The sequence below is a fragment of the Nocardia sp. NPDC055053 genome (assembly GCF_053608285.1).
Map to the genome: position 1 here is coordinate 123,294 of NZ_JBSGVD010000005.1, position 14,751 is coordinate 138,044.

The 14,751-nt window shown below is 67.2% G+C and carries 17 protein-coding genes, 1 pseudogene and 1 riboswitch; of the genes and pseudogenes, 10 read left to right on the forward strand and 8 right to left on the reverse strand.

Annotation, left to right across the window (positions count from 1 at the left end):
* The first annotated feature begins 13 nt into the window (after positions 1 to 13).
* On the forward strand, positions 14 to 1,240 hold the full coding sequence (locus ACWF82_RS07120; RefSeq protein ID WP_452498830.1) for a cytochrome P450 family protein: 1,227 nt from the start codon (positions 14 to 16) through the stop codon (positions 1,238 to 1,240).
* 224 nt (positions 1,241 to 1,464) lie between these two features.
* Here the strand turns inward: ACWF82_RS07120 and ACWF82_RS07125 are convergent, their stop codons facing one another.
* From ACWF82_RS07125 to ACWF82_RS07135, 3 genes are read right to left on the reverse strand one after another with little or no spacing between them, the layout of a single operon-like run.
* Positions 1,465 to 2,751, reverse strand: a complete 1,287-nt coding sequence (locus ACWF82_RS07125) for a hypothetical protein (RefSeq protein ID WP_452498832.1) — start codon at positions 2,749 to 2,751, stop codon at positions 1,465 to 1,467.
* Complete coding sequence (locus tag ACWF82_RS07130; RefSeq protein ID WP_452498834.1) at positions 2,718 to 3,056, reverse strand: hypothetical protein; 339 nt, start codon at positions 3,054 to 3,056, stop codon at positions 2,718 to 2,720. Before ACWF82_RS07130 ends, ACWF82_RS07125 begins: the two co-directional genes overlap by 34 nt.
* Complete coding sequence (locus ACWF82_RS07135; RefSeq protein WP_452498836.1) at positions 3,053 to 3,508, reverse strand: hypothetical protein; 456 nt, start codon at positions 3,506 to 3,508, stop codon at positions 3,053 to 3,055. The genes ACWF82_RS07130 and ACWF82_RS07135 overlap by 4 nt, the downstream gene beginning before the upstream one ends.
* Positions 3,509 to 3,539: 31 nt before the next feature.
* Here ACWF82_RS07135 and ACWF82_RS07140 point away from each other — a divergent pair, with 31 nt between their 5' ends.
* Entirely contained in the window at positions 3,540 to 4,022 is a 483-nt protein-coding gene (locus ACWF82_RS07140) for a nuclear transport factor 2 family protein (RefSeq protein ID WP_452498838.1), read from the forward strand.
* A gap of 49 nt (positions 4,023 to 4,071) precedes the next feature.
* Here the strand turns inward: ACWF82_RS07140 and ACWF82_RS07145 are convergent, their stop codons facing one another.
* The 4 genes from ACWF82_RS07145 to ACWF82_RS07160 all read right to left on the reverse strand — a co-directional run bounded on the left by ACWF82_RS07145 (position 4,072) and on the right by ACWF82_RS07160 (position 7,426).
* Positions 4,072 to 4,878 (reverse strand): ABC transporter ATP-binding protein, encoded by an 807-nt coding sequence (locus ACWF82_RS07145; protein ID WP_452498840.1) that lies wholly within the window; start codon positions 4,876 to 4,878, stop codon positions 4,072 to 4,074.
* Positions 4,871 to 5,722, reverse strand: a complete 852-nt coding sequence (locus tag ACWF82_RS07150; protein WP_452498842.1) for an ABC transporter permease — start codon at positions 5,720 to 5,722, stop codon at positions 4,871 to 4,873. Before ACWF82_RS07150 ends, ACWF82_RS07145 begins: the two co-directional genes overlap by 8 nt.
* Complete coding sequence (locus ACWF82_RS07155) at positions 5,700 to 6,722, reverse strand: ABC transporter substrate-binding protein (protein WP_452498844.1); 1,023 nt, start codon at positions 6,720 to 6,722, stop codon at positions 5,700 to 5,702. Before ACWF82_RS07155 ends, ACWF82_RS07150 begins: the two co-directional genes overlap by 23 nt.
* Complete coding sequence (locus ACWF82_RS07160) at positions 6,719 to 7,426, reverse strand: TenA family protein (RefSeq protein ID WP_452498845.1); 708 nt, start codon at positions 7,424 to 7,426, stop codon at positions 6,719 to 6,721. The genes ACWF82_RS07155 and ACWF82_RS07160 overlap by 4 nt, the downstream gene beginning before the upstream one ends.
* Positions 7,417 to 7,513: riboswitch (TPP riboswitch) on the reverse strand. (Overlaps the previous gene by 10 nt.)
* Positions 7,514 to 7,679: 166 nt before the next feature.
* On the opposite strand from ACWF82_RS07160, the gene gndA reads away from it, so the two are divergent.
* On the forward strand, positions 7,680 to 9,125 hold the full coding sequence (gene gndA, locus ACWF82_RS07165) for an NADP-dependent phosphogluconate dehydrogenase (protein ID WP_452498847.1): 1,446 nt from the start codon (positions 7,680 to 7,682) through the stop codon (positions 9,123 to 9,125).
* Between the two features lie 158 nt (positions 9,126 to 9,283).
* Here the strand turns inward: gndA and ACWF82_RS07170 are convergent, their stop codons facing one another.
* Positions 9,284 to 9,682 (reverse strand): low affinity iron permease family protein, encoded by a 399-nt coding sequence (locus ACWF82_RS07170; RefSeq protein ID WP_452498849.1) that lies wholly within the window; start codon positions 9,680 to 9,682, stop codon positions 9,284 to 9,286.
* 108 nt (positions 9,683 to 9,790) lie between these two features.
* On the opposite strand from ACWF82_RS07170, the pseudogene ACWF82_RS07175 reads away from it, so the two are divergent.
* The 7 genes and pseudogenes from ACWF82_RS07175 to ACWF82_RS07205 all read left to right on the forward strand — a co-directional run.
* Positions 9,791 to 10,465: pseudogene (locus ACWF82_RS07175) on the forward strand (energy-coupling factor ABC transporter permease); the annotation flags it as partial.
* The gene (locus ACWF82_RS07180; protein ID WP_452499167.1) at positions 10,445 to 10,888 is read left to right on the forward strand and encodes a PDGLE domain-containing protein; all 444 of its coding nucleotides are present in this window, start codon (positions 10,445 to 10,447) and stop codon (positions 10,886 to 10,888) included. The pseudogene ACWF82_RS07175 and the gene ACWF82_RS07180, both read left to right, overlap by 21 nt.
* Complete coding sequence (cbiQ, locus tag ACWF82_RS07185) at positions 10,889 to 11,650, forward strand: cobalt ECF transporter T component CbiQ (protein ID WP_452498851.1); 762 nt, start codon at positions 10,889 to 10,891, stop codon at positions 11,648 to 11,650. It abuts the gene before it with no gap.
* A gap of 8 nt (positions 11,651 to 11,658) precedes the next feature.
* Complete coding sequence (locus ACWF82_RS07190) at positions 11,659 to 12,366, forward strand: energy-coupling factor ABC transporter ATP-binding protein (RefSeq protein WP_452499168.1); 708 nt, start codon at positions 11,659 to 11,661, stop codon at positions 12,364 to 12,366.
* Positions 12,367 to 12,444: 78 nt separating this feature from the next.
* Positions 12,445 to 12,819, forward strand: a complete 375-nt coding sequence (locus ACWF82_RS07195) for a hydrogenase maturation nickel metallochaperone HypA/HybF (RefSeq protein ID WP_452498853.1) — start codon at positions 12,445 to 12,447, stop codon at positions 12,817 to 12,819.
* Entirely contained in the window at positions 12,777 to 13,616 is an 840-nt protein-coding gene (gene hypB, locus ACWF82_RS07200) for a hydrogenase nickel incorporation protein HypB (protein WP_452498855.1), read from the forward strand. Before ACWF82_RS07195 ends, hypB begins: the two co-directional genes overlap by 43 nt.
* Positions 13,617 to 13,687: 71 nt before the next feature.
* Positions 13,688 to 14,743 (forward strand): NADH-quinone oxidoreductase subunit B family protein, encoded by a 1,056-nt coding sequence (locus ACWF82_RS07205; RefSeq protein WP_452498857.1) that lies wholly within the window; start codon positions 13,688 to 13,690, stop codon positions 14,741 to 14,743.
* Positions 14,744 to 14,751: the final 8 nt, after the last annotated feature.

Here is a 14,751-nt window from a genome sequence, read left to right on the forward strand (position 1 = left end):
GGAGGAGAATGTCATGGAACCGATCGTGCTGGATCCGACCGGTGCCGACATCCAAGGTGAGTCGGCACGCATTCAGCAGCGCGGCCCGGTGGCGCTGGTCGAGTTGCCCGGTGGCGTGCCCGCCTGGTCGGTGACCGATCAGGCCGTACTCCGGAGCCTGCTCGCCGACCCTCGGGTGTCGAAAGACCCTCGACAGCACTGGATGTCGTTCATCAACGGCGAGATCACCGAGGCGTGGCCGCTGCTGCCGTGGGTGGCGGTGGACAACATGTTCACCGCCTACGGGCCTGATCACCGTAGGCTGCGCCGGCTGGTCTCCCCGGCGTTCAGCCACCGTCGCAGCACCGCGCTACGTCCGCGGATCGCCGAGATCACCGAGAGTCTGCTCGACGCGCTGGCCGCCGTCCCGGCCGGCGAGCCGGTCGATCTGCGCACCGGCTTCGCCTACCCGGTGCCGATCCGGGTGATCACCGAGCTGCTCGGTGTGCCCGACGAGCTGGGGCCCGCGCTGCACAAGTGTGTCGACGGCTTCTTCGACGGCTCGTTCACCGCCGAGCAGGCACAGGCCAACTACCTCGAAATGTACCGATTGGTCAGCGAACTCGTCGCCTTCCGTCGTGAGCATCCCGGCGATGACGTCACCAGCGTGCTGATCGCCACGCGCGACGAGGACCACGGCTCCACACTGTCCGAGAAGGAACTCGTCGACACGCTGATGCTGGTCATCAACGCCGGTCACGAGACGACGGTCAATTTGCTCGACCAGGCGATCGTCGCCCTGCTCACCCATCCTGAGCAGCGTGCCGCGGTCGCCGCGGGTGCTGTGTCGTGGGCGGACGTGGTGGAGGAGACGCTGCGCTTCCAGGCACCGGTGGCGCACCTGCCGCTGCGGTACGCGGTCGAGGACATCGATATCGCCGGTGGGCATCGGATCGGCAAGGGCGAGGCCATCCTGGCCTCCTACGCCGGTGCCAGCCGTGACCCGAAAATACACGGCGCCGACACCGCCGAGTTCGACCCCACCCGGGCCACCCGCGAGCAGCACCTCGCCTTCGGCCACGGGGCGCACCACTGCATCGGCGCATCGCTGGCCCGCCTCGAAGCCGCCGTTGCGCTGCCTGCGCTGTTCGACCGGTTCCCCGAGATGAGCCTGGCCACGAGCCCGGACGAGCTGGCGCCGGTGCAGAGTTTCATCTCCAACGGGCACACCGGTATTCCGGTGTATCTGCACGCAAACTAGTGCGAATTCGCCGCCTCCGCGCAGTCCTGCCGGAGGCGGCACCTTCGCCGCGGTCCCGGTGGTGTTTCTTGGTGAACGAGTCATGGGGTAGCCGACTACGCGTGACGAACCCGCGTTCGAAGGCGCAGGCTGACGAGAGCACAACACCATTTGGAGGTGCACTCATGACATCGACCACGACGCCGGCTCCCCGCACGGAACCTGCCACGTCGCAGATCCGCTACTCACCGGGTTTTCCCGCCGAGCACCGCCGTTTCGTGGAGAAATCGATCGAAAGCATGATCGAACGTTCCTCCGCGGAGACCGCGCGCAGGCGTGCCGACGCCGCCGAACAGACCGCGATCTCGCGGGCGCTCTACGCCCCCCTGATACGACTGGCGCAACAGGATCCGGACACAGCGGACATACTGCGAAAAGCGGACGAAACGCCGGTACCGTTCGACGAGGATCTGGTACACCCGCAGCGCACCGACTCGCACGGGAACCACCCGGAAACAACGCTCGATATCCGGGCAGGCACCCAGATCTTCGGGATCCCGTATGACTTCGAGTGGGCGTGGCACGACCCGGCAGGCGGCAGACCGTTCAAGATCGTTGTCGATCGCGACGACGGCCAGGTAGCCATCGACGGCCGCGCCGGCCCGAAGATCAGCGGCGCCGAGGAATTCGTGTACGCGCGCGCCGGATTCGGGGTCACGCTGCATACCGATCATGAGGTCTCCGTGATGGGTCGCGCGTACCGGACGACCGACGACCACTACACGGTCGGCGCCGGGTTCGGCGGCGACGCCACCGCGGAGGGCGGTACCGATCTCTCGGTTTTCGAGAACGGCAACTTCGTCACCTCCGCCACCGACAAACGCTGGCGTAAGCGAGTCAGCAATGAGGTCGACGTCTACAGCAGCGGCGGATTCGGTCCTGGGGCGACCATCGACGTGTTCTGGACGATGCGCCCAGGCAACACCTATACGTTCAACGTCGGAGCGTGGGTCTATGCCGAACGGAACGACGGCCTCGGAAACACCTGGAGCCAGTCCGACATTATCGCGAACCTCATCTTCATGAGCGTCTTTCGATAGCGGCGCGTAGAACGCGCATTTCGCGGAACCCGATCCGCCGATCAGTCCGTGGTGAAATCGCGTCGGGAAAGCCGTATCGTGCCCGAGCACGAAGAACACCGATGCGATGATCGCGAAATACGCCAGCGAACCGTTGGCGCCGCCGAAGATCGGGCGCATCGTCGGGTACTGGCCTGCGCCCAGTTCGCCGTTCGTGAACGGCATCCACTGCGCGACGATGTTCCCGACCTTCACCGGCAGCATGGCGGAGAACGTTTCGATGCCGAACTTCCACAGCGGCACCACACCGACGACCACGCCCGGACGTGGTATCAGCCCGGCGATCCCGATCCCCGATGCGGAGACGAAGAACGCGAAAACCGAAAGCCCCCACAGCAATCGGAGACCGGCCGCCGAGGTCAGCTCGACCTGTCCCCACACGTCGGGGAACATCGCCGTGTCTGCGCGCAGTAGACCAATTCCACTGTCGCGTATTTGAATTCGTTGCTGAGCGAGGAGACGCCCGCCGACATAAGCACGATCGTCGAGAAGATCATCACCCAGTAGCCGGCATTGTTGGTGTCCATGCCGCCGCTGCCGTTGACCTTGTTCATCCGAGTGGCGATCGCCAAGCTCGCGTTCAGGACGATCGGCAGCAATACGGCGATCGGCACGATCGCGAACCACACCGGGCTGCGCCAGGACAGTTTCGCCAGTTCGCTCCGGACCGCGCGGCCGAGATCCACTGTCGCGCTCACTGTTCCACCTCACCCGGCGCGCCGGTGTCGCCGAGATACTCGACGCTGCCGCGGGTGACCGCCAGGTACGCCGATTCGAGGCGGCGCGGGCCCGAGCCGAGCGCTATGGTCTCGTCGCTGCCCGCATCGGAGAGAATTCGCCCGCAGCCCATGATCATGATCCGGTCGGCGGTGATGTCGACTTGGGACAGAATGCCCCGCAGTGCCGGACCGACCGTCGAACCGTGGTAGCTGACCTCTTCCTTCGCGCTCATCGGCAGATTCGGGTTCCACAGCGCCGCGAACTGCCCGGCGACGGCGTCGAGCGACGGGTCCGCGTCCCGGATGTACAGGTCCGCGACGGTCGCATCTCGCACCGAGCGGTCCGCGAGCGCGGGAGAGGCGGTGCCCACTGTCGGCAGACCGGCGAGACCCAGGACGGCGAAGAGGCCGAACGTCGGCCGAACGCCCACTCGGATCTAGAACGCGTTCTACACTCCGGCCATGGACCTTGTCGCGATCGAGGAGATCAAGCGTCTCAAGCACTGCTACTTCCGCACACTCGACCTGAAGCTGTGGGACGAGTTCGCGGACTGCCTCGCCGAGGACGTCTCCGCGCGCTATGGCACTCAGGCCATGGCCGGGCCGCTGCATTTCGACAATCGGGCCGGCGTCGTGGCGTTCATGGAGAAGAACCTCGGGCCTGGGATCGTCACGATCCACATCGCCAACCATCCCGAGATCGAGGTCGATGGCGATACCGCGAAGGGTTCCTGGGCGTTCGAGGACACTGTTCTCGTGCCGGGCGCGAAAGTGCAGATCCGTGGTGGCGGATACTATTCCGACACCTATCGTCGCGATCCGGATGGGGTGTGGCGGATCGCCTCGACACGGTACGAGCGCATCTACGAGGCGTTGACCTCGCTGGAGGACCTCCCGAGCTTCACACTGCTCGCCAACCGCTGGGATCCGTCGCTCGGGCACTGACCACCGGCACACCGTGGTGGGCGGATCGACCCTGCACCGAGCGGTCGAGCTAGCGCTGTTCCGCCAGCGCCCGACGCGACTCCTCGTGCAGGATCGCGAGAAGTTTCTCTTCCAGCGCGACGAATTCGGGGGCGGTGATCGTGGACAACCCGCGCGGCCGTGGCAGGTCGATGCGCAGTTCGTAGCGCACGGTGGCCGGGCGCGCCGACAGTACGAGCACGCGGTCCGACAGGTACACCGCCTCACGGACATCGTGGGTGATCATCAGGACCATCCAGCGGTAGCGCTGCCAGACCTCCTGTAACCACGACTGCATCTCGGTGCGGGTCAGCGAGTCGAGCGCGCCGAAGGGTTCGTCGAGCAGCAGTAGTTCGCGCTCCTGGACGACGGTCCGCAGCAGCGCGGCCCGCTGTCGCATCCCGCCCGACAACTGGAACGGGCGGGCGTCCTCGAAACCGGACAGGCCGAAGACCGGGAACAGTTCGCGGGCGCGGCGCCGGGCCTCCGCTTTCGGGACACCCTGGACACGCAGGCCGAGGATGGTGTTGTCGAGGATGGTTCGCCAGGGGAACAGCAGGTCCTTCTGCGGCATGTAGGCGCAGTGCGATGCGGTGTCCTCGCCGTCGGCCGCGCGGAAGCCGACGCTGCCGGAGTCGGGGGATTCCAGTCCGGCCAGCATGTTGAACACGGTGCTCTTGCCGCAACCGCTCGGCCCGATGACGGTCACGAACTCGCCCGATCGGACCGTGAACGACACCCCACCCAGCACCTCGAGGGCCGGGCTGCGCCGACCTGGCTGCGGAAACGACTTGGTGAGATGGTCGACGACGATGCGGTCGTCCCCGGCGTCAGTCACGTCGGCTCCTGTTCTGCGCGCGCGACCACGGCGCGACGAGGCGTTCGATCGCGAACGTCGACAGGTAGAGCGTGATGCTCAGCAGCGCCGTGACCAGTACCGCCGCCAATACCAGGTCGGTGCGGAACGAATTCTTCTGCAAGCTCATATAGATGCCGAGACCGACGCTCGCGCCGACATACTCGGCGAACACCGCGCCGACGACCGCATAGGTGATCCCGATCCGCAGCGCCGTGAAGAACCGTGGCAGCGCGGACGGCAGTCGCACATAACGGAACTCCTGCAGCCGGGAGGCGCCCATGCTCCGCAGCAGCGCGCCCGCGTCACGGTCGGCCGCGGCGAATCCCTCGATCAGGCCGATGGCCATGGGGAAGAAGGTGACCAGCGCGACCACCAAGACCTTCGGCAGCAGACCGAACCCGAACCAGATGATCATCAGCGGTGCGATCGCGACGATCGGCACGGTCTGCGACGCGACGAACAGCGGCACCAACGCACGCCGCAGCCAGGGCGAGAAGTCCACGACCACTGCCAGCACCCATGCCAGTGTCAGCGACACCGCGAACCCGGCCAGCGTCACCTGCAAGGTGGCGGCCGCATGGGAACTGATCTCGTCCCGGTGTGCCCAACCCTGCTGAACGACCCGCAGGGGAGACGGCAGGACCTGCGGACGGACACCACTGCTCGTGACGTAGACCTGCCAGATCGCGACCAGCACCACCACCGTGACGAACGACGGCACCGCCCACCGGATCCCAGCCCAGCGGGCCGTCCCGCCGTCGTCGCCGGTGGGGACCAGCGGCGACGCGGCTACGGACAGCTCACCGGTTGACGAGGTACTCATTGGTGAAATATGTCGACCAGTCGGGTTCGGTGGTCAGCGGCTTTCCGTCGGGGCCGGTCAGCAGGCCGCCCCGGTACAGGAAGCCGGAATTCGCCGACCACTGCTCCGCCGTCTGGGTGCCCACCTTGCCCTCGGCGTCCTTCATGAACTGCGCGGCCAGCATGCGCTGGCTCTCGAAGACCAGCGCCTCGTCGTTGAACGCGCCCGGATTGGCATCGATGAGATCCTGGGCCGCCGCGTCCGGATTGTCCGCGGCGAACTGGTAGCCGCGTTGCAGCGCCTGCACGAATTTCGCGGCGCGGTCCGGGTTCTCGGCCAGCCAGCCCTCGTTGGCGTCGATCACGATCGCGTAGGCGTCCGGGAAACCGAAGTCCGTGTACCGGAAGTACCGCATCGGGGTGCCGTGGTGTTCGGCTTCGATCCCTTCCCACGCCAGATACGAGACGGTGAAATCCGCCTTGCCGGAGTAGACCGCTTCGTACGCCGACGAACCCAGCACCACCGAGGTGAAATCGCCGGTGCCACCGTCGTTGCGGATGACCTGCTGCAGCGCCTCCCGCTCGCCAGGGTCGCCGAAACCGGCGTAGGTCTTGCCGTCGAGGTCCTTCGGGCTCGCGAGGTCGGCGCGATCGGCGCGCACCCCGATGCCCGTCGCCCAGTGCTGCAGCGGGGCGAGCACCGACTTGACCTGCGCACCCGACGCGCGGGCGAAGGTCGACGAATTGTGGGTACTGATCCCGAATTCCGCGTTTCCGGCATCGACCATCGTGTCGACCGAGGTGTTGTTGTACGGCAGGACCTGCACATCCAGACCGGCGTCGGCGAAGTAGCCGCGCTGCAACGCGACGTAGAGCCCGGCGTGGTTGGTATTCGGCGTCCAGTCCAGCGCGAACCGGATGGTGTGATCGGAGCCGCCGCCCGAACCGCAGGCGGTGAGCAGCGACAGGGTCGCGACGACGGTGGCCATGACCGCGAGTGCGCGGCGAACACGCCCGCTCATGCGGCAGGCCAGGGCTGCGGATGCAGGGCGGTGTCCCAGAACATCAACTCGTAGCGCACGGCGAGGATGAATGCCTTCTCCATCGCCGCTCGCTCGTGCTCGTTCGCCGACTCGGCGGCGGCGTCGACCAGCGATCGAGCCGTGGCCGCGGCCTGCTGGAACTCCGCCGCGCCGTAGGTGGTGACCCACTGGGCGTACGGGTGGGCGGGGTCCGCCGCGATCACCTTCGCAGCGCTCTCGGCCAGGTCGCGTCCCACTTCGGCATAGATCCAGAAGCACGGCAGCGCGGCCGCCGCGGCGACGGCGTAGGACTCGGTCGCGGCGGCGGCGATCAGGTAGGAGACATAGGCCAGGCAAGTCTGCGAATGCTCCGGCTCACCCTGCCGAGGGGGCAGCGCCCCACCGGTGAGCAGCTGGTCGTGCATGGCCGACTCGACAGTGGCGGCGTTCGCGGACGAGGTCGCCCAGAAGGCCGCGGTCTGCGGGTCCGGCGACTTGGCGGCGAGAATCGCCAGCGCCTTCGAGTATCCGGTGAGATACAGCGAATCCTGCTCGATGTAGGTGCGGAACACCTCGAGCGGCAACGTGCCCTCCCCGAGGTGCCGCAGGAATTCCAGGTCGTCGATCGCACTCCGGAGGACTTTGGTCCGGTCCCAGAGGTGATCGGTGAACAGGCCGGTATTTGTGGTGTGGGCGCGCAACACCGTGACATCCCTTCGTCAGCATTACCTGAACAGGTTCAGCGGGTCTGTTCTCAGCCTCGCGGTCGCGAGACACCCCGTGTCAGAACTCGACCGACACTAGCAGCGACCGCCGACACGCGGACTACGCCCGGTTCCGTGCGGAGCCCCGGTGAGGGTGGTAAGTGTTCGGCCGCGGATCGGTGCCAAGTAACTTGGCTGCCAAGGAAGCCGTCTTCCGCACCCGTCGGACCCGCCGAACGAAGAGAGCTGATCAATGTCGACCTCTACCGCGCGTGCACACATCGGTGTCACCGGCCTGGCCGTGATGGGCAGCAATATCGCCCGCAACTTCGCCAAGCACGGCTATACCGTCGCGCTGCACAACCGTTCGGTGGCCAAGACCGACGCGCTGCTCGCCGAGCACGGCGGTGACGGCGATTTCGTCCGCACCGAGACCGTCGAGGAGTTCGTCGCCGCGCTGGAGAAGCCGCGGCGGGTGCTGATCATGGTCAAGGCGGGCGAGGCGACCGACACCGTCATCGAGGAGCTGGCCGCGGTGATGGAGCCGGGCGACATCATCATCGACGGCGGCAACGCCCTCTACACCGACACCATCCGGCGCGAGGCCGCTCTGCGCGGGCGCGGCCTGAACTTCGTCGGTGCGGGCATCTCCGGTGGCGAGGAGGGCGCACTCAACGGTCCCGCGATCATGCCCGGCGGGCCGAAGGAGTCCTACGAGTCGCTCGGCCCGTTGCTGGAGTCGATCGCGGCGCAGGTCGACGGCACGCCGTGCTGCACCCACATCGGCCCCGACGGTTCCGGGCACTTCGTCAAGATGGTGCACAACGGCATCGAATACGCCGATATGCAGTTGATCGGCGAGGCCTACCACCTGTTCCGTGACGCGCTCGGCCTCGACGCCGGGCAGATCGCCGACGTGTTCACGCAGTGGAACTCCGGGGACCTGGAGAGCTATCTGGTCGAGATCACCGCCGAGGTGCTCGCGCAGGTCGACGCGAAGACCGGCGAGCCGCTGGTCGACGTCATCGTCGACGCGGCCGAGCAGAAGGGCACCGGCCGCTGGACGGTCAAGTCCGCGCTCGATCTCGGCGTGCCGGTGACCGGCATCGCGGAGGCGGTCTTCGCCAGGGCGCTGTCCGGATCCCGCGCCCAGCGCAAAGCCGCGGTGGGTCTCGCGTCGGGCACACTTGCCGGCAAGCCCACCGATGTCGAGCAGTTCACCGAGGACATCCGGCAGGCGCTGTACGCGTCCAAGGTCGTGGCCTACGCACAGGGCTTCGACCAGATCGCCGCGGGCAGCGCCGAGTACGGCTGGGATCTGCGCCCGGGTGACCTGGCGACGATCTGGCGCGGCGGCTGCATCATCCGGGCCCGGTTCCTGAACCGGATCAAGGAAGCCTACGAGCAGGACCCCGCCCTGCCGAGTTTGATCCTCGCGCCGTACTTCCGACAGGCGATCGAGACGGCGATCGACAGCTGGCGCCGCGTGGTGTCCACCGCCACCCTGCTCGGGATCCCGGTCCCGGCGTTCGCCTCCTCGCTGTCCTATTACGACGCTCTGCGCGCAGAGCGACTGCCGGCCGCACTGACGCAAGGTCAGCGCGATTTCTTCGGCGCACACACGTACGAGCGCGTCGACGCTGAGGGCAAGTTCCACACGCTGTGGAGCGGTGACCGCAGCGAAGTGTCCGCGGACTGAGCTCTGACCGAAACCCCTCCTGCCTCGGTCGGAGGGGTTTCTTGTGTCCGGGCAGTGCCCAGAGGCCGCTGTCAGCGCGCCGCCGACGCCGCCGTCGTCGACGACGGTCCGGCCTCGGCGAATGTGTTTGCCAGTCGGGTCGACTCGGAGCCGTCTGGTCAGTGGCGTTCTTCGAGTCCGACGGCTTCCCGCAGCCGGTCCGCGGCCGCGCGGAGTTCGGGATCGGTGGACGCGGAGGAGGTCAGGAGCGCGGCCAAGGCCTCGGCGATGACGTTGAGTTTCTCCTGCGCGGCCTCGCTCGCGCGGCGGCCGGCGTTCTCGAGCAGCACCACCAACAGCAGGGTGAAGACGCTCGCCACAGTGTGGATGGCAACCTGCCAGGTTTTGAGATCCGTCCACCACGGCACACTGATCAGCCACGCGGCGACGATTCCGGCGCAGAGGAAGAAGAACGGAGCCTGACTCACTCGCAGCTCGGCCTGCTCGACGAACCGGTCGAAGGGCGACCGGCGATCACGTCCATGACGGCTGCGCGCGGCTTCGCTGCGGCGCTCCATCATCGGATTCTAGTCGCATCGCACCCGGGTCGCATCCAGGCCGGTGTCGTGGTCGGACATCCCTTTATCTGTTCACTTGGACAGATAAAGGGCGTAGTGTTCTGATAGGTGAACGGCAGCACCGTGGCAATGCACATGAGCGACGGGATCGTCGATGCGCCGACGTCGCTGATCTTCGCGGGGATCGCGGCCATGGGGCTCGGGTTCGCGGGCTGGCGAGCGCGGGCGGAACTCGATGAGCGCGCGGCGCCGATGGCGGGGCTGGTGGCCGCGTTCATCTTCGCGGTGCAGATGGTGAACTTCCCGATCCTGCCCGGCGTGAGCGGGCACCTGCTGGGCGGGGCGCTGGCCGCCATTCTGGTCGGGCCCTACCTCGGGGCGTTGTGCGTGGCGATCGTGCTGGTCGTCCAGGCGCTGCTGTTCGCCGACGGCGGGCTGACCGCACTCGGCACCAACATCACCAACATGGCACTCCTCGGTGTCGTGGCGGGATATCTGGTCGCCCGCGGTGGGGTTGCGCTGCTTCGCCGACGGACCGATACCGGCATGGGCATCGTGGCCTTCGTCGCCGCGCTCATCGGAACCCTGTGCGCCGCGATGGGTTTCGTCGTCGAGTACGCGATCGGCGGCGCCGCGGGCTCCACGGTCGGTGCCGTCGTGGGGTACATGTTCGTCACGCACGCGCTGATCGGGATCGGTGAAGGCATCATCACCGCGATCACCGTGGTGGCCGTGGCGAACGCACGACCGGACCTGGTCTATGTGCTGCGTGCGGCGGAATCAGGCTCCGCCGCAGCATCTCCCGCTCGCGCCCGGTTGTCGTTCACCGGTTTCCTGTGGGCGTTCGCCGCGGCCGCGGTGCTCGTCGCGGGTGTGCTGTCCTATGCCGCGAGTTCACAGCCCGACGGGCTCGACGCCACCACCCAGCGCGGGTGCACCACGGTCGAGGTGAACGGCGCCGAGGAACTGCATGGTGAGTGCATCGCCCAGAGCGCCGAGGAACACCGGTTCGCCGGTTCACCGCTGGCGGACTACACGATCGGCGGCAACAGCGATCTGGCCGGTCTGGCTGGCATCGTCGGTGTCGTGGCCGCCTTCGCCGTGCTGTTCGCGGTGGTCCGCACGATCCGGATCGGGCGAAGCGCGACGCGCCCGGCGGCCCGTGCGGGTGATGTCGCGGCGCGGTCGGATGCGGAGCCGGAGTAGGTGAGCGGCCCGGTCCACCGGTTGTACCTGGTGGGGAATTCGCCGGCGCATCGGGTGCCTGCCGAGGTGAAGATCGTCTGCGCGGTGGTCGCGGTGTTCGCGGTCGTGGCGACACCGCGGGAGTTGTTGTGGCCGTTCGGCTGCTATGCCCTTGGCTTGGTCGCGCTGTGGCGATGGTGGGGAATCCCGGTGCGCTGGATCGCGCCACGGCTGCTCATCGAGTTGCCGTTCGTCGTGCTGGCGATCCTGCTGCCCTTCGCCGCCGGGGAACCGCGCACCGAGGTCCTCGGGCTGTCGCTGTCGGTGACCGGCCTCTACGCCGCGTGGGGGATCATCGCGAAAGGCACTATCGGCGTGGGTATCTCACTGACATTGGCCGCGACGACGAGCGTGCGCGCCTTGCCCGAAGGGCTGACGCGGCTACGCGTGCCGGGCACGATCGTCATGATCGTGGTGCTGATGCTGCGCTATGTCGACGTGCTGGTGGCCGAGGCGGCGCGGATGCGGCTGGCGCGGATCTCGCGGGGTGACGACCCGCGCACCCTGCGCCAAGCCGGTGCAACCGCACGCGGCGCGGGCATACTGTTCCTGCGATCCTACGAACGCGGCGAACGGGTCCATCTGGCGATGCTGTCGCGCGGATTCGACGGCGCCGTACCCGATGTCGGCACCCGGCCCGCCACCGGCAGGCAATGGCTGCTCGGCTGTCTGCCGGCGGCCGCGGCGATCGCCGTCTGCGCCGGTGCTTGGATGGTGCGGTGACCGAACCGATGACACCCGCGGTGCGTGTGGTCGATCTGACCTTCGCCTATCCCGACGGGACCGGCGCGCTGAACGGGGTGAACCTGCAGATCGCGGTAGGGGAGCGGGTGGCGGTCCTCGGGCCCAACGGGGCAGGCAAGTCCACGCTGATGTTGCACCTGAACGGGGCGCTCACCGCCGCTTCGGGGCAGGTGCACATCGGTGGTATGCGGCTGGACCGCGACAGTGTCCGCGCCATCCGGCAACGGGTCGGGGTGGTGTTCCAGGACCCCGACGACCAGTTGTTCATGCCGACCGTGGAACAGGACGTCGCGTTCGGGCCCGCCAATTTCGGCGTCCGCGGCGAGGCTCTCGCCGAACGTGTGCGCGAGGCGCTCGACGCGGTGGGGATGACGGATCGGGCCGGGCGCTCACCGGCGCACCTGTCGCTCGGGGAACGCCGTCGCGCCGCGCTGGCGACGGTGCTGTCGTGCAGGCCCGAGGTTCTCGTGCTCGACGAACCGGCCGCCAACCTCGATCCGGTGGCACGCCGCGAGCTGGCCGAGATCCTGCTGTCGCTGCCAACCACCATGCTCGTGGTGACCCATGATCTGCCCTACGCGCAACGGATCTGCGATCGGGTCGTCATCCTCGACGCGGGCGAGGTCGTCGCCAACGGCCCCACCGCCGACATCCTCGGCGATGCTGACCTGCTCGCCGCACACCGTCTCAGCTGAGCGTTCGGCCATCGCGCCGGCGGGTTGCCGAGGAGTAGCCTCAGCAATGGGTTCATCCCTCGACGAGCCGGGACTGCGATGCACGAAATGGCGATCACCCAGAGTGTCATCGACGCCGTCTGCGAACACGCGGCGGGCGCGCGCGTGCACAGCGTGCTCCTGGAAGTGGGCGTGCTGTGTGCGGTCGTTCCGGAAGCGATGCAGTTCTGCTTCGAACTCGCCGCCGAGGGAACTCTCGCCGAGGGCGCGCGCCTCGAGATCGACGCGGTACCAGGGCGTGCGGCCTGCCGAAGCTGTGGCGCCGAGTTCACCATGGTCGAGCCGATCGCCCTGTGCGAGTGCGGCAGCGCCGATGTCGAGATCAGAGCTGGGCACGAACTCCGAATCCGGTCGATGGAAGTGAGCCGAGAATGTGCGCAACCTGTGGATGTGGCGACGACAACGCCGCGGTGATCACCCTCCCGCACGAGCACGAGCACGAGGACGAGCACGAGCACGAGCACGAGGACGAGCACGAGCACGAGCCGCACCGGCACAGTCATGGTCACGGCGGGGAGCACGTGCACCTGCCGGTGACCGAGACCGTCACCCTCGAACAGAAAGTCCTGGCCAAGAACGACCTGCTGGCCGAGCGCAACCGTGACTGGCTCGCCGCCCGCGACATCCTGGCGCTGAACATGACCAGCTCGCCCGGTGCGGGCAAGACCACGCTGCTCGAACGCACGATCCGCGAGTTCACCGAGGTGCCGATCGCGGTGATCGAGGGTGATCAGGCGACCCTGCTCGACGCCGAGCGGATCGGGGCGACGGGCTGTCGGGTCGTGCAGATCAATACCGGCGCGGGCTGTCATCTCGACGCCGAGATGACCTACCGCGCGCTCGAGTCCCTCGACCCCGCGCCCGGCACGCTGCTGTTCGTCGAGAACGTCGGCAACCTGGTGTGCCCGGCATTGTTCGACCTCGGCGAGCGGGGCAAAGTCGTGGTTATCTCGGTGGCCGAGGGCACCGACAAGCCGCTGAAGTATCCGCACATGTTCGCCGCGGCGTCCCTGGTCCTCGTCAACAAGATCGACCTGCTGCCCTATGTCGACTTCGACCTGGACAAATGCCGGGAATACGCGACGGCGATCAACCCGCACGCGCAGATCCTGCCACTGTCGGTGACCAGCGGTTCCGGTCTGGCGCAGTGGTATGACTGGCTCCGGCTGCAGCGCTCGGCAACTATTGAGGATCACTCACCAGCGACATAGACTGACGTGATCAGGATCACGTCGCAGGCTCCCGGGCCTGCGATGCCCCGCTTCAGAAAGTGGCACAGCCCATGCCCACCCAGGAAGCAATCAAAGCAGAACAGGCCCTGATCCACGTGCTGTGGATCAACGCAGGCCTCGGTTGTGACGGTGATTCGGTCGCGCTGACAGCAGCGACACAGCCCAGTATCGAGGAGATCGCGCTCGGCGCTCTTCCTGGGCTCCCGCAGATCGCGGTGCACTGGCCGTTGATCGATTTCGAATGCGGTCCCACCGGCGGCGCCGACGATTTCCTCGAATGGTTCTTCAAAGCCGACCGCGGTGAACTCGAACCGTTCGTACTCGTCGTGGAAGGCTCCATCCCGAACGAACAGCTCCACGCGGAGGGCTACTGGTGCGGCTTCGGCAACGATCCCGCCACCGGTCAGCCGATGACGACCAGTGCGTGGCTCGATCGGCTGACCCCGAAGGCCACCGCGGTGGTCGCGGTCGGTACCTGTGCCACCTACGGCGGCATCCACGCCATGGCGGGTAACCCCACCGGCGCGATGGGCGTGCCCGACTACCTCGGCTGGGACTGGAAATCCAAGGCCGGAATCCCGATCGTGTGCGTGCCCGGTTGCCCCGCCCACCCGGACAACATGTCCGAAACACTGACCTACCTGCTCTACATGGCCACCGGACAGGCGCCGATGATCCCCCTCGACGAGGCGCTGCGCCCGAAATGGTTGTTCGGCGCCACCGTCCACGAAGGCTGTGATCGGGCAGGCTACTACGAGGAAGGCGACTTCGCCGACGAGTACGGCTCCCCGAAATGCATTGTGAAACTGGGATGTTGGGGCCCGGTGGTCAAATGCAACGTCCCCAAGCGTGGCTGGATCAACGGCGTCGGTGGCTGCCCGAATGTGGGCGGCATCTGCATCGGCTGCACCATGCCGGGATTCCCGGACAAATTCATGCCGTTCATGGACGAGCCGCCCGGCGGGAAGATCTCTTCGACGGCATCAGGGCTGTACGGGTCGGTGATCCGCAGCCTGCGCCACATCACCGGACGCACGGTGGACAAGGAGCCGCGTTGGCGGCACAAGGGCGAGAAGCTGGAATCCGGCGCCACCCGCACCTGGTAGGAGGCGAT